9 protein-coding genes and 3 pseudogenes are annotated in these 14,981 nt (G+C 67.1%); 2 read left to right on the forward strand and 10 right to left on the reverse strand.

The features are described from left to right. Nucleotides 1-24: 24 nt before the first annotated feature. The 5 genes and pseudogenes from prfA to B5557_RS46245 all read right to left on the reverse strand — a co-directional run. Nucleotides 25-1,101: a peptide chain release factor 1 gene (gene prfA, locus B5557_RS13965; RefSeq protein ID WP_079659526.1), complete on the reverse strand. Its 1,077-nt coding sequence runs from the start codon at nt 1,099-1,101 to the stop codon at nt 25-27. Nucleotides 1,102-1,207: 106 nt separating this feature from the next. Continuing rightward, on the reverse strand, nt 1,208-1,432 hold the full coding sequence (gene rpmE / locus B5557_RS13970; RefSeq protein ID WP_079659527.1) for a 50S ribosomal protein L31: 225 nt from the start codon (nt 1,430-1,432) through the stop codon (nt 1,208-1,210). Between the two features lie 257 nt (nt 1,433-1,689). Then, complete coding sequence (locus tag B5557_RS13980) at nt 1,690-2,079, reverse strand: hypothetical protein (protein ID WP_079659529.1); 390 nt, start codon at nt 2,077-2,079, stop codon at nt 1,690-1,692. Between the two features lie 139 nt (nt 2,080-2,218). Then, nucleotides 2,219-4,444: a hypothetical protein gene (locus B5557_RS43670; RefSeq protein ID WP_159424376.1), complete on the reverse strand. Its 2,226-nt coding sequence runs from the start codon at nt 4,442-4,444 to the stop codon at nt 2,219-2,221. Between the two features lie 279 nt (nt 4,445-4,723). Beyond that, nucleotides 4,724-5,156: pseudogene (locus B5557_RS46245) on the reverse strand (IS982 family transposase); the annotation flags it as partial. A gap of 121 nt (nt 5,157-5,277) precedes the next feature. On the opposite strand from B5557_RS46245, the gene B5557_RS13995 reads away from it, so the two are divergent. Both B5557_RS13995 and B5557_RS44210 read left to right on the forward strand, forming a co-directional pair. Further along, nucleotides 5,278-6,654, forward strand: a complete 1,377-nt coding sequence (locus B5557_RS13995) for an IS1380 family transposase (protein ID WP_079659532.1) — start codon at nt 5,278-5,280, stop codon at nt 6,652-6,654. A 433-nt stretch (nt 6,655-7,087) separates the two neighbouring features. Further along, nucleotides 7,088-7,252, forward strand: a pseudogene (locus B5557_RS44210) (transposase); the annotation flags it as partial. Here B5557_RS44210 and B5557_RS14005 read toward each other — a convergent pair. From B5557_RS14005 to thrB, 5 genes and pseudogenes are all read right to left on the reverse strand, one after another. Continuing rightward, a pseudogene (locus B5557_RS14005) lies at nt 7,238-8,104 on the reverse strand (IS701 family transposase); the annotation flags it as partial. The pseudogenes B5557_RS44210 and B5557_RS14005 sit on opposite strands and share 15 nt — an antisense overlap. 55 nt (nt 8,105-8,159) lie before the next feature. Further along, nucleotides 8,160-9,293, reverse strand: a complete 1,134-nt coding sequence (locus B5557_RS14010; protein WP_079659533.1) for an LCP family protein — start codon at nt 9,291-9,293, stop codon at nt 8,160-8,162. Between the two features lie 169 nt (nt 9,294-9,462). After that, nucleotides 9,463-11,277: a trypsin-like serine protease gene (locus B5557_RS14015; RefSeq protein ID WP_079659535.1), complete on the reverse strand. Its 1,815-nt coding sequence runs from the start codon at nt 11,275-11,277 to the stop codon at nt 9,463-9,465. Between the two features lie 144 nt (nt 11,278-11,421). Then, complete coding sequence (gene rho / locus B5557_RS14020) at nt 11,422-13,446, reverse strand: transcription termination factor Rho (RefSeq protein ID WP_079659536.1); 2,025 nt, start codon at nt 13,444-13,446, stop codon at nt 11,422-11,424. 408 nt (nt 13,447-13,854) lie between these two features. Further along, nucleotides 13,855-14,784: a homoserine kinase gene (gene thrB, locus B5557_RS14025; RefSeq protein WP_079659537.1), complete on the reverse strand. Its 930-nt coding sequence runs from the start codon at nt 14,782-14,784 to the stop codon at nt 13,855-13,857. Nucleotides 14,785-14,981 lie beyond the last annotated feature (197 nt).

The following is a 14,981-nucleotide window of genomic DNA, read 5'->3' on the forward strand; positions in this document are numbered from 1 at the left end:
CGTCGTGCGTACGTCCTACAACGCTTACGCGGCTGCGAGCTTGGCGGCCGAGTCCGCGTCGACGCAGGCCTGGATCACCGCGTCGAGATCGCCGTCCAGGACCTGGTCCAGGTTGTACGACTTGAAGCCGACCCGGTGGTCGGAGATGCGGTTCTCCGGGAAGTTGTACGTGCGGATCTTCTCGGAGCGGTCGACCGTGCGGACCTGGCTGCGGCGGGCGTCGGCGGCCTCCCGCTCCGCTTCCTCCTGCGCCGCTGCGAGCAGCCTGGAGCGCAGGATACGCATCGCCTGCTCCTTGTTCTGCAGCTGACTCTTCTCGTTCTGGCAGGAGGCGACGACTCCGGTCGGAATGTGCGTGATGCGCACGGCGGAGTCGGTGGTGTTGACGGACTGCCCGCCGGGGCCGGAGGACCGGTAGACGTCGATGCGCAGATCGTTGGCATTGATCTCGACGTCGACCTCCTCGGCCTCGGGCGTCACGAGCACACCGGCGGCGGAGGTGTGGATCCGGCCCTGGGACTCGGTCGCGGGCACCCGCTGCACCCGGTGCACGCCGCCCTCGTACTTGAGCCGCGCCCACACGCCCTGTCCGGGCTCGGTCGCGCCCTGACCGCCCTTGGTCTTCACCGCGACCTGGACGTCCTTGTAGCCGCCCAGCTCGGACTCGGTGGCGTCGATGATCTCGGTCTTCCAGCCGACGCGCTCGGCGTAGCGGAGATACATGCGCAGCAGGTCGCCCGCGAACAGAGCGGACTCGTCGCCGCCGGCGCCGGCCTTGATCTCCAGGATGACGTCCTTGTCGTCGGACGGGTCCCGGGGCACGAGCAGCAGCCGCAGCTTCTCGGTCAGCTCCTCGCGCTGCTTCTCCAACTCCTTGACCTCGGCGGCGAAGTCGGGGTCGTCGGCGATGAACTCGCGGGCGGTCTCGATGTCGTCGCCGGTCTGCTTCCAGGAGCGGTACGTGCCGACGATGGGGGTCAGCTCGGCGTAGCGCTTGTTCAGCTTGCGCGCGTTGGCCTGGTCGGCGAAGACCGACGGGTCGGCGAGCTTCTTCTCCAGGTCGGCGTGCTCACCGAGCAGTTCCTCGACGGCCTCGAACATGGTGGGCTCCTGATGACGTACGTGGGGGAAGGGCGGGCGACCAAAAACGCCGGTCCCGGTGTGCCCCTGGGCGGGGACACGACCGTGGACCGGCGCTTGGGGCTCGCTACTTCTTGGAGCCTGCGGCGGCCTTGCCGAAGCGGGCCTCGAAGCGGGCCACACGGCCACCGGTGTCGAGGATCTTCTGCTTGCCCGTGTAGAACGGGTGGCACTCGGAGCAGACGTCGGCGCGGATGGCTCCGCTCTCGATCGTGCTACGGGTGGTGAACGAGGCGCCACAGGTGCAGCTGACCTGCGTCTCGACGTACTCGGGGTGGATGTCGCGCTTCAAGGTGTCTCCTAGTTTCGGGAGGGCGCCGGGTCGCTGCCGCGGGATACGACAAACGTGAACCGGAGCCGACGTACCAGTCTGCCAGCACTGGCCGCATCCCCCAAAACCGGGGCGGGTCCCGGGGTATTCCTGGGTGGATCCCCGAACCGGCGGATGCCCTGACGTCTGGGATACCTTCGCGCACCGCGGGCAAGCTGGGGTGCCAACGGCTCAAGCGCGTGGGCGCGGCCCCGTTTGGAGGTCCCACGCCCACGATGCTACTTCTTCAGACGCAATTCGAATTCACAGCCGAGTGTCTGAACATATCGCTGGTCGCTCTGCGTGTACTCGAAACTACAGTTGGTCGGATTCTTCCGTATCGGGCCGGTGACCTTCAGGTGAGCCACGTAGAACACTTCGCTAAGAGCCCTGGCCTTCACCTTGAACCCAGACTTCGAATGATCCTTTAGTTTGCGGTATTCAGGTGTTCCCGGGGCGCCGTCCACAGCCATGAGGGGAAGTCCCCCTGTGTCCGCGAGGCGGTACGCTCCGTAGCCCAGGACCTTGACACCCGAAGGAGGATCGATCATCTCCGCCTTGATTATCCTGACGTCCTTCTGGGACTTGTTCGTGGGGATGGGCAACGCGTACCAGAACTCCTGACCCACGACTGCATGGTCATAACCGACGACACCCATGGCTTGATTGCCACCGTTGAGTGCTGTCCCGACCTTCGACTCACCCGGAGAACTTGATGCGGAACAACCCGATACAGCAAGCACGGTGAGCGGCAGCAAAACCGACACGCTACCACGAATAAATGACACCAGCGTTAGCGTCGATTTGCGCATAAAGCCCCCAGACGTCATGCTTGTTGGTCGTCTTGCCTCCGGCCCTGATGTACTGCCCATGCTCCGAATCGTAGGACGAGGAGCCCCCGACCGAGTAACCGAATGCTGTGGCAGCCCCCGCCCATTTAACGCTCTTGCCCTTCTTCAGCGCGAACGTGAAGCCCGGCGGCAACTGCGCCCGGTAACGGGGGTTCGACTGGCTGAAACGCGTGGGCCCGTCCAAGTGTCGTGCATCCTTGCCATACGTGGCCACCGCGCCCCCGGCAGGGATCTTGTAGCGGCCCGCCCTGATCTCGTAATGGGCCTGCAGATCCCCGTAGCAGTCGTTGACGACCTTGACCTTGCTGTATTCGATTGGGACCCGGAGCTGCTTTGCGAAGTACGGACCGCGCCAGGTGAAACCGACAGTGGCCGCGATGGAACTACCCAGGGAAACCGATCCGCCGACTTTCCAGTTCTTTCCGTCGACGCTGTACCCCAAATCGAACGTGCTGGAGAGTTTGGAGCTGTAGTCTGCGTAACCCGCGGCATCCCAATAGGCGTGCGACTCTCCGACGGTGGTGTACGCGATCTGCCGCGCAATTACCACCGAATGCCACTTACATACGTCAATGTACGGCGTTACCGGCTCAGCACTGATGTTAGTGCCGTTGACGACGTATGGATTGTAGTCCGTAGGCGCCGGACCACGGTCGCTCTGCCACAAGGGCGTCGGCGCGTCGGGGTCATACGCCGGCTGCGATTCGACGGAATTCGCGTAGGTGGTCTTGAGCTGCTCGGCTGTCGGCTCGGGGACCGTAGTCTCGGCCCCGCTGGGCAACGGCATGAGCTGCACCGTGTGCGCGCCCGACGCGCCGACGCTCGCGGCGAACGGTGTCGGTTTGCCGGTATCGGGTGCGGGGGGTGCCGCTGTCAGGTGGTCGGTCCCGACGAGCCTTACGCCGGATGTGGTGTGACCCACGGTGGTCGCTGTGACGTTGAGAGCACCGCCGTTGCCGGAGACGGCCTCCTCCACGGCGGGCGGCAGAGGGTCGGGGATAGTCAGGGACCATGTCCCGTCTGCGGCCGTCATCACCTTTCCGAGATCCGGCAGGTCGACGGCGCTGCTGTCGTCCGGCAACAGATCGCTGGCTTCCACCACGACCTGCATGCCCGCGGCAGGCCTTCCGTCGCCCAGAACGAACTTTCCGGAGACCACTCCGGGGCCGGAAGAAGGCGCATCAGGGGAAGGCACGGCAGGAGCGGGCGGGACGTCCGAGTCGTCAGGTACCTGGCCGACGTACGGCTTGGAGTCGGATGCATCCGTCAGACAGGGTGCAGCAGCAGCGAACATTCCGCCTGCGACCCCGGTGGCAACGTCACCGTCGACGAGCGTTAGAGGTGTTCCCGCATATTTGTTGACGGTGCCGTCTGCTGTCTTCGTATAAACGATGTTTGGTGCTGGGCTCCACCCGGTCACGACGTCTGTGAGCCCACTGATCAACACGGTACCGGCGTCTGCAGGTCCGAGCGTGATGCCATTCAGTGTGGCCTGATAATCCCACGACCGCACGGTTCCATCGTGTAGACCGAAGACCTTGTCGCCCGCCGACCAGATATTCGTCGACTCCCGGAGTGCAGTCGCCGCCGGAGAGTTGGCGGGAAGCTGGGCCAGCCGCGACATTCTCGCGGAAGCCGACGTACCGTCAGGCAGTTGGATCACATAGACGTTGAGATTGCCAGCCTCGTCAAAATTTACGACCCTGCCCTGCGAATCGGACCAGATCTTCATGTAAGCTGGCCAGTTCTGACCCGCTCGGTCCGCAAAAGTGTATTCCGCACTGAGCAGGGAGCCACCTGATTCCGACTTGTCCTGATACGACCGCAACAGAGCCGTACCATCGTTTGAGTAATTGATTGCGAATATCCGAGTCCCGCCGCCCAGGAACAGTCGTTTCGCAAAGACTTGCTCCGACACCCCGGCGTTGACCAGGGTACTACTGCCGGCCGGATTCCAGTCGACAAACCTTGTTATCGTTTCGCGCGAATTGAGAGCACCGCTCGCGATGATGTTATATGTCGATATTTTCGACGGGCATGTTTGACTGGCCGATCGAATGCCGGACACATTCGCCGCCGCAGCTGTCCCTGGAAGTCCGAGGGCACCTCCGAGCAGAGTCGAGCTCAACAGGGCAATCAGCACTGTCCTGCTCCGCGTCCGAGAAGAATGAAAAGACAAATTTCCCCCCAGAAATAATATAAGGTCAGTTAACTGACACTCGCGCCGTGCACATTCAAGCATGATCAAGCTGCCGTGTACAGATCAGCAGAGGATTCGGAGCGGTGTGCCGGAAGGCTCAGAAAATGCTCAAATCTTTTCCCGCGCCGCCGCTCATCGCCTCACTCGAAGCCTCGAGTACGGGCTTTGACCTTGCGGATGGCGACCTCGGCGGCGGCGCTAAACGAGTAGTTCCGATGTGGCTCAGCGGTCGCAGGCGATCAGCAACCTGGTGATGGGTGCGCGGATGGTGCGGTTGCGCCAGATCGCGCAGGTCATGGTCAGGGCCACTGGGCCACCCGACCGCCGTGGTGTGCAAGGTCGAACTGGCCTTTGAGGGTGTAGTTAACCGAATCGATCAGCTGCCGGACCGTCTTGAGCACTGCTTCTGCGGGGTGTGGGGTGCCGCGGTTGCGGTAGGACGGCCGTAGCAGGCTGATACCGCGAGCGGCGAGGAAGCGGTCGAGTGTGGCGGCGATGTCTCCCTTGTCCGCCAGGATCAACAGCCCTGGCCAGGCGGCTGCCAGATGCGGTTCGTTGTCGATCAGGGTGCCCAGGGCCTGCCGTTCGTCGATCTTGGGGTCGGCCAGGGCCCCACGGGCAGGCCAGCTGGGGTGAACACCAGGTGCAGTTTAACCTCGGGCTTTCGCGAGGTGGTCTGTCCGAGGCTTGATCACAAACGCGAGAAGTGCTCCTGACCTGGAACGATAGGACTTGTCGAGGGTCCAGATCGTGCCGTGGAAAGAAGCACTTCTCAGGTGAAGAAGCGTATCGGGTCGTACCCGCGTGTCCGCGTTGAGGGCAGCGGTCGTGGAGTGGTCTCGCAGGCAGGGGCCGTGCTGCTGGTGGAGACGGTCCGCAAGACGGGCCTGGATACTGCGATATCTGCGGCTCTGACACCCTGGCGCAAGCCGCGGGCGGTGCACGATCCCGGCAAGATTTTGCTGGATGTGGCGCTCGCGGTCGCCCTCGGTGGCGACTGCCTGGCCGACGTCGGCATGCTGCGGGCCGAGCCGGCCGTGTTCGGGCCGGTGGCCTCGGACCCGACAGTCTCCCGGCTGATCGACACGCTCGCCGCGGGCGGCCAACGCGCCCTGAACGCGATCCGTAGTGCCCGCTCCCAAGTACGCCAACACGTATGGAAGTTGGCTGGGCAGACGGCGCCGGATGCGACCGGCTCTGTGACCGTGGACCTGGACGGCGTTCTGGTGATCGCGCACTCCGACAAGGAAGACACGGCTGCGACCTGGAAGAAGACCTTCGGTCACCATCCGCTGATGGGCTTCGTCGACCACGGGACGGGCGGGTCCGGCGAACCGGTGGCCGCTCTGCTCAGGCCCGGGAACGCGGGCAGTAACACCGCCGCCGACCACATCACCACCACCCAGCTGGCCCTGGCCCAGCTGCCCAAGTCCTATCGGCGCGGGCGCCGGACGCTGATCCGCACCGACTCCGCGGGCGGCACCCACGAGTTCGTGGCCTGGCTCGCGAAACGCGGACGGTGGCTGTCGTACTCGGTGGGCATGACCATCACCGACGCAATTCACCAGGCCGTACTCAAGGTGCCGCTCGCGGCATGGACGCCGGCCGTCGAGCCCGACGGAGAGATCCGCGACGGGGCTTGGGTCGCCGAACTCACCGGCAACATGCTCGACGGCTGGCCGAAGGGCATACGGCTGATCGTTCGGAAGGAACGGCCGCACCCCGGCGCCCAGTTGAGGATCACGGACGCCGACGGGATGCGGATCACGTGCTTCGCCACCAACACCACCGGCCGGCCCATCGCCGAGCTCGAACTCCGCCACCGCCTGCGGGCACGGGCCGAGGACCGCATCCGGGCAGCCCGCGCGACCGGCCTGCGGAACCTGCCCCTGCATGACACCGCGCAAAACAGGGTCTGGCTGGAGATCGTCCAGATCGCACTCGACCTGCTGGCCTGGATGCCGATGCTTGCGCTGAACGGCAAGGCCCGGCTCTGGGAGCCCCGCCGCTTGCGGCTCCGCCTGTTCAGCCCGGCCGGCCGGCTCGTCACCACCGGCCGCCGCCAGATTCTCCGCCTCGCCCGCCACTGGCCCTGGACCCATGTCGTCACCGGCGCCCTGGAACGGCTCGATCAACTGCCCAACCCGGTCTGACCAGTAGCTTTCCCGTCCCTGCGAGCAGCCCCATCGTCTCCGGAGCAGTGGAACCCGGCGCCCACCCGACACGCCAGTCGGGCTACTGGCCTGCCCGCCAGCAGCCACGAAACGCGAAACTGCCAACTCCGTCGGCAGACCGTCATGAAAGATCGAGGTTAAGAAGCCGTATGCCTATCGATCATGCGGACGGTTCTGATCGAACGGAATCCCAGGTCGGGTGATCTTGGCCGGGTGGGCGCATGAAAGCAGGGCTTCCGGTGCAGCACGAGGGTTGCGAAGCCGACGAGAGTGCAGGGAGGCCCTATTGTCCCAGTCTTGCGTGACGATGCTGTTCCCGTCCAACTCCCGCGTGTCGCGTGCGATTGCCTCGCGCACCGGTTCGGGAACGCGGCCGATCGCCCGAAACAGGGTGCGGACGTATCCGTCGGACATGACGGATGAGGAATGGGCCGTGGTGCGGGACGCGCTGCCCACACCAGCGTGGCTGGAGGGCCGGGGCGGGCAGCCGGAAGGCTACTGCCACCGCCAGATGCTGGACGCGATCCGGTACGTCACCGACAACGGGATCAAGTGGAGGGCGATGCCCGCGGACTTCCCCGCGTGGGACCAGGTGTACGCGTTCTTCGCTGGTGGCGCGAGAACCGAACTGGCCCAGGAGTTCCACGACCGGCTGCGCAGCCACCGAGGACGGCTTGTGCCGGTAGCGGGGCTGCGGCTTGCGGCCCTTTTCGGACCACGCCGGGGCGGTGGGCTGGGCGTCGAGCGGGTGGACCGTCGCATCCGAACGAACCGCCGCAGCATAGCCGATGCCCCGCTCGCTCAAGCCCTCGCAGAAGTCGGCGTTCTGCCCGTAGCCGGCATCGGCCACCACCGGCGGCACCATTCCCACCCGGCCAGCTCGTCGAAGATGTCCAGAGCCAGGCACCGCTTCTCCCGGTGTCCGACCTCCGGCGGTAGCCCGGTCTTCTACCGTCGTCCGGCGTCATGCGCCCATTCCTCGGGCACGAACAACTGCCACTGAGTGGACAGGAGGCCGTGTCGGAGACCGCGTGCACGCTCACCGCGACCTGGGCAGTTGGCCTGCTTGCCAAAGCTCCGCAGTACTGGTGTGCGACCGCCACCGACATGCGGCCGTCCCTGGGGGACGACACATCATCGACCGCCCAGGCATCCGGGCTGATCAGCGGCAGCGTCCGCTGCGCGATCCGCCGCCGCACCGGCAGCGAATCCCAGGTCGACTGGTTCACGAACTGCTGCAGGTTCTGCTCGTTGCCGTCCGGCAGCCGCTCCCCCATCGGCTGGATCGACTTGCGTCGCCCGTCCGGCATCAGCCCCGCAGATAGCAGTCACTCTTCGCCCGCTGATCCGTGCGCGGCACCGACGCGAACACATCAGCGACGAACAACGCCAGCTTCCCCCGAGCACGGTTCACTTCATGCGCATCCACACCCCCAACATGCCCCCTAACAGGACCACCACGAGACAGACCTAACGGAGTCCTACTAGCGCACCACTTCGTCGGCCTGACCAGTGGCTGCGCCCTTCATCGCGGAGGCGGGTATCGGCAGATCGTTCTTGAGGGCCGTCCAGACCTGCTGCGCCTTCTTCTCCTGGACGAGGACCCGGTTGGGGTTCGCGGGGTCGTACTGGACCGGCATCGTTACCATCGTCATGTCGGTCGAGCTGATGCCCTTCAGACCGTTCGCGAAGGACATGAGGGAATTGACCGTGCCGAGGTCGGAGTCGGTCGTGACGGCCTTGGTGGCGGTGTTGGCGAGGTCGTACAGCTTGGTGCCGCTGCTGAACAGGCCGATGTGCTTCACCTGGTTGACCAGGGCCTTGATGAACGCCTGCTGAAGCTGGATGCGGCCCAGGTCGGAGCCGTCGCCGACGCCGTGCCGGGTGCGGACCAGGCCGAGGGCCTGCTTGCCGGTGAGCGTGTGCGTGCCGGCCTTGAGGTTCAGATGGCTGTCGGAGTCCTTGATGGTCTTGGTCGTGGTGACCTGGACGCCGCCGAGTTCGTCGATGAGCTTCTCGAAGCCCGAGAAGTCGACTTCCAGATAGTGGTCCATACGGACGCCGCTGATCGACTCGACCGTCTTCACCGCACAGGCCGCGCCACCGGTCGAGTACGCCGAGTTGAACATGACGTCGGAGGCGGCGTCGTGGGTGACGCCCTTGGTGTCGGTGCACGAGGGGCGGTCTATGAGGGTGTCGCGCGGTATGGAGACCACGCTGGCCTTCTTGTGGCCCTCGTACACGTGGATGATCATCGCGGTGTCGGAGCGGGCGCTGCCGTCGTCGGTGCCGCCGCCGAGCTGCTTGTTGGCGCCGGAGCGGGTGTCCGAGCCGAGCACCAGGATGTTCTCGGAGCCGTTGTCGACCTTGGTCGGCCGGTCGGTGCCCAGCGCCTGGTCGATGTCGACGCTCTTGATGTTGCCGTTGAGCTTGAAGTACAGGTAGCCCACACCCGTGCCGCCCAGCACCACGATGCCCGCGGCCGTCCACGCGGCGATCAGCAGCCCCTTGCGCCTGCCCCGCTCCCTGCGGTGGCGCGGACCGTTGCTGCCGGCCGCCCCGCTCGTTGTGCCGGCCTCACCCGGTATACCGGGCTCCGGCGTGCTCTCGGCGGACACTTCGCTCCTCTGTTGTCGTGCAACCTCACCATCGTCACTCCGCCAGGTCAGACGGGGAAACTCGGGACAGGGTTGCACAACGCTCCGTGCCCGATCCGCTGCGGACCGGGCACGGAGCGTGACGCGAGCGAGCCGGGAGTACCCCGCTCACCTGCGATTTCGGCCGGACTCAGCCGAAGATGTCGTACTGTTTGTAGGTCGTCCCGAGTGAGACTCTTGTGGCAAAGATCGCACTCGTGGCCTTTCCTGTGCCCTTGAACAGGTACAGGGTGCCGGCCGGGGTGCGGGCCAGGACGTCGGCCAGACCGTCGCCGTTGACGTCGCCGACGGTGGCGATGACGTTGTACGTCGTGTTGGTCCAGGTGGCGACCTTGATGCGGGCCGCGAAGGACGCCGTGGGGGTGCCGTTGCCCTTGTAGAGGAACAGCTCGCCGGTGGTCTTGTTGCGGGCCAGCAGGTCCGTCTTGCCGTCGAAGCTGAAGTCGCCGTGACCGCGCACGACGTTGTACTGGTTCCAGCCCGTGCCGTTCTTGACGGGCGCGGCGAAAGTGCCGTTGCCCTTGCCCGGGTAGACCCACAGCGCGCCGGCCGAGTCGACGGCGATCAGGTCGGGAAGGTAGTCGCCCGTGACGTCGCCGGGGGCGACGATCTGGGTGCGAGTCTTCCAGTTGTCGCCGATCAGCTTGGTGTCCCAGGTCTCGCTGGAGGCCACCCAGTGCTTCCAGAAGACGTCGCCGTCCGAGGCGCGGCGCAGGATCAGGTCCTGGATGCCGTCGTGGTCCAGGTCGGTCTGCACGACGAGGTTGTAGGCGCTCATCGCGCCCCAGGAGTCGCCGCCGACCAGCGAGGTGCCCTTGGAGTACAGGTCCCGGGCGGCCTTGGTGGACGCGTTACGCACCCACAGGTCGGCCAGGTGGTCATCGTTGAGGTTGGTGTCGTCGACGCGCGGGTAGGCGCTGGCGGCGTAGGTGGAGATCTTGCTGAAGACGCTGAACGCGCCGCTCTCCACGCAGTTCTCCACGCCCCAGGAGACGACGCCCACGATCCGGTACTCGCCGGCGGTGTTCTTGACGATCAGCGGGCCGCCGGAGTCGCCGTTGCAGGCGGTGGTGGTGCCCTCGTCGCTGCCAGTGGCGGGCGTGCCCGCGCACACCATGTGGCCCTTGATGTAGTAGCCAGCGGGGAAGGCGGCCGCACAGGTCGTGTTCGACTGGATCGGCAGCTCGGCCGTCTTCAGGGTGTCGGAGATGTCCTGCGAGGCGGAGCTGGTGCGGCCCCAGCCGTACAGCGTGGCCTTGGTGCCGGTCGCGTACGAGGCGCTGTCGGTGTTCGTCGTCATCTTGATCGGCGTGGCCTTGACCGGGGTTTCCAGCGTCAGCACGGCGATGTCGTTGTCGAGGGTCGAGTCGCTGTACGACCAGTGGTTCCACTGCCGTGAGACGAACGAGGCGGTGCCGCCGTGCAGGTCGCCGTCGACGGACATCAGCTGCGTGCTGCCCGTGACGGCCCAGCCGTGGGCAGCCCAGTTGTAGCCCTTGACACAGTGCGCGGCGGTCAGGATCTTCGTCGGCGAGATGACGGAGCCGCCGCAGAAGAAGCCGATGTCGTCGCTGGTGGCGTCGGTGCCCCGGTCGTCGGAGTACCAGAGCTGGGCCATCCACGGCGCGGTGGTGATCGTCGTCGTGGTGCCGCCGATGATCTTCGGGCTGACCTTGCTGGCGCTCGTGCTCGCGCTCAGGGTCGCCTTGGACCTCGCCCCCGGAGTTTCGTCGCCGGCGACGGCGAGAGGGGCCCGTTCCTTGAGCTCCTCGGCCGACATCGTCCTGGCGGGCGCGGGCGTCGGCGGCGCCTCCGCGGCCTGGGCCGACGACAGGAACAACGCACCGGCGACGGCCGCGGCCAGCCCGGCCGCGACGACGGGCAGGGCGATCCGTATCCGGCGTCTGTGCCGACCGCCGCTGCCCCCGGACGTGGGTGTACCCACTCGAGTCCCCCCTCGGGATCAAGAAGTTCGTTTCAGAAAGTTCGGGTCAAGATGTTTGAAGAGCGAGATCGTATCCCGCGGGTGAAGAACCGATGAGGGCCGCCCCCTGCACGGGGACGGCCCTCATGGATGTGGTGCGTGACGTCAGTCGTTGTTGCCCGGCGACGGCGTCGTCTTCTGGATCTGCAGCAGGAACTCGCCGTTCGACTTCGTCTGCTTCATCTTGTCGAGAAGCAGCTCGATCGCCTGCTGCTGGTCGAGCGCGTGCAGCACCCGGCGCAGCTTCCAGACGACGGCCAGCTCGTCGTTGCCGAGCAGGATCTCTTCCTTACGGGTACCGGACGCGTCCACGTCCACCGCCGGGAAGATGCGCTTGTCGGCGAGCTTCCGGTCGAGCTTGAGCTCCATGTTGCCGGTGCCCTTGAACTCCTCGAAGATCACCTCGTCCATGCGGGACCCGGTGTCCACCAGGGCGGTGGCGAGGATGGTCAGCGAGCCGCCGTCCTCGATGTTGCGGGCCGCACCGAAGAAGCGCTTCGGCGGGTACAGGGCGGTCGAGTCGACACCACCGGACAGGATGCGGCCGGAGGCCGGGGCGGCGAGGTTGTACGCACGGCCCAGACGCGTGATCGAGTCGAGCAGCACGACGACGTCGTGGCCCAGCTCCACCAGACGCTTGGCGCGCTCGATGGCGAGCTCGGCGACCGTGGTGTGGTCCTCGGCCGGACGGTCGAAGGTCGAGGAGATGACCTCGCCCTTCACCGACCGCTGCATGTCGGTGACCTCTTCCGGACGCTCGTCGACCAGGACGACCATCAGGTGGCACTCGGGGTTGTTGTGCGTGATCGCGTTGGCGATCGCCTGCATGATCATGGTCTTGCCGGTCTTCGGCGGGGCCACGATCAGACCGCGCTGGCCCTTGCCGATCGGCGACACGAGGTCGATGATCCGCGTGGTCAGCACGCCCGGGTCGGTCTCCAGGCGGAGCCGGTCCTGCGGGTAGAGCGGGGTCAGCTTGTTGAACTCCGGGCGGCCGCGGCCGTGTTCGGGCGCCATGCCGTTGACGGAGTCCAGGCGGACCAGCGCGTTGAACTTCTCGCGCCGCTCGCCTTCCTTGGGCTGACGGACCGCGCCGGTGACGTGGTCGCCCTTGCGCAGGCCGTTCTTGCGGACCTGGGCGAGGGAGACGTACACGTCGTTCGGGCCCGGCAGGTAGCCGGAGGTCCGGATGAACGCGTAGTTGTCGAGGATGTCCAGGATGCCCGCGACGGGGATCAGGACGTCGTCGTCGGCGAGCTGCGGCTCGGCGGTGCCGATCTCGTCACGCCCGCGACGGCCACGACGGTCGCGGTAGCGGCCGCGACGGCCACGGCGGCCGCCATCGAAGTCGTCGTCGTCCTGCGGACCGTTGTCGCGCTGCTGACGGTCCTGACGACCGCCGCTCTGCTGCTGGCCCTGCTGCTGGCCGCCGCGCTGGGGCTGGCCGCCCTGCTGGTCCTCGCTCTTGCGACGGTCACCGCGGTCCTGTCGCTCGCCACGGTCGCGGCCGCGCTCACGGCGGTCGCGGCGGCGGCCCTCGCCGCCATCGGCGTCGCTCCTGGCGTCGCCCTGCGGCTGCGCCTGGGCCTCGGCCTGCGCCGGGGCGGGCGTCTCGGCCTTCGGGGCGGTCTTCGCCTCGGCGGCGACCGTCTCCGGGCTGCCCGCCTCGGCGGTGGCCCGGCGGCGACGGCGCTCGACCGGAGCATCGTTGCTGGCCGGCTGGCCGGGGATCTCGATCTGCTGCTGGGCCACGGCCTTCTCGGCGGGGGCCTCGGCCGCGGCGGCGTCCGCCTTCTTCTCGGCGGCGGCATCGCCCGTACGGGCCTTGGAGGTGGCGCGGCGCTTGGGCTTGGTCTCGGAGACGGCGGCCTCGGCCTTCGCCGGGGCGCTGCCGCCCGATGCCTGCGCCTCCTTGATGACCTCGATCAGCTGGCTCTTGCGCATACGCGCGGTGCCCCTGATTCCGAGGCCGGATGCGACCTGCTGCAGCTCGGCCAGCACCATGCCCTCGAGGCCGGTACCGCGGCGCCGCCGGGAGCCGGCACCGGTGGCAGGCGCGGAGGCGTCCGTGGCGGGCGCGGCAGCGGTCTCCTCGACACGTGCGCCCATCAGATCGGTGGTGTCGCTCACGAAGGGTCCTTCCCTGGAGCGGACGTCGGCCTGTCTGGCTCGGCGACCGGTTGTGCTGTCCGACTTCGGTCCCTCGTGTGGCGAAGCCGGGGCGGTGGTCCGCCAAAACGGCGGAAGAGAGATTTGCTGGTGATGGCGCTTCCTCGACGAGCCGTGACACTCAGTGTCACGTGGCGTGGTCGCACCGATTCCGGAGCGTGCCCTGTGGACCGCTCAGCGTCGCTGCACGGCGTACTGCCCAGGTACGACGTACGGAACGCAGTGCGGCTTGGGGAGCTCCCGGAAGAATGTCTGTCCCGGACGGGGACACGAAGCACCTCGCCGTGGTGGGGTCGGGTGCAGACTTGAGATTAACACTACCGGATCCAACAAACATTCCCCCTCTCGAAATCCGGCAACCGTGTGCTTTCAGAGGTCGCCGGAGGGCGCAAGGGGCAGCACGCTCGCCCCTTGCAGGTCCAGGGCCAGGCGGTTCGCGGCCCAGTCCGAGCCGGCCGACGCCTCGATCTTGTCGGCCGTGGCCGCGTCGGCCAGCGCCATCACGGTGGGTCCGGCGCCGGAGATCACCGCGGGGATCCCGTCGGCGCGCAGCCGCTCCACCAGAGCCGCGCTCTCCGGCATGGCCGGGGCGCGATACTCCTGGTGCAGCCGGTCCTCGGTGGCGGGCAGCAGCAGTTCGGGGCGGCGGGTCAGGGCCTCGACGAGCAGTGCGGCCCGGCCGGCGTTGGCGGCGGCGTCGACGTGCGGCACGGAGCGCGGGAGCAGACCGCGCGCGGTCTCGGTGAGGACCGGCTTTCCGGGCACGAAAACCACCGGAACGATGGAATCGGCGGGCTCCGTCCTGATCGCCCGCGCGGCGCCGGACTCCATCCAGGACAGGGTGAACCCGCCGAGCAGACAGGCCGCCACGTTGTCCGGGTGGCCCTCGATCTCGGTCGCGAGCTCCAGCAGCGCGGCGTCGTCGAGCTTGCTCTCGCCGCCTATGGTCACCGCGCGCGCGGCGACGATGCCGGCGCAGATCGCGGCGGAGGAGGAGCCGAGGCCCCGGCCGTGCGGGATGCGGTTGGCGCAGACGATCTCCAGGCCGCGCGGCTGGCCGCCCAGGGCGTCGAAGGCGGTGCGCAGGGAGCGGACGAGGAGGTGCTTCTCGTCGCGCGGAAGCGTCTCGCTGCCCTCCCCCGCGATGTCGATGTGCAGCCCGGAGTCGGCCACCCGGACGACGACGTCGTCGTAGAGCCCCAGCGCGAGGCCGAAGGCGTCGAAGCCCGGGCCGAGGTTGGCGCTGGTGGCGGGGACGCGCACCCGGACGGGGGCGGCGCGGAAGGCGGGACCGGCCATCTCGCGATGACTCTCCTTGAGCTGCGGGACTGTCGAATGACATTCGATGGGTGTGTGAGGACCCTTGAGGCCCGACGGCGACGCGGTGACGACGCGGCACTGCGGCATATGCGGCGGGCGGGTTCAGTACAGCCTATCGAAGGAAGGTTCTGCGGCGACATAGGGCGCACAGGAGGCGCACGATGCGTGTCGTAAGC

Source organism: Streptomyces sp. 3214.6, from assembly GCF_900129855.1.
GTDB lineage: Bacteria > Actinomycetota > Actinomycetes > Streptomycetales > Streptomycetaceae > Streptomyces > Streptomyces soliscabiei.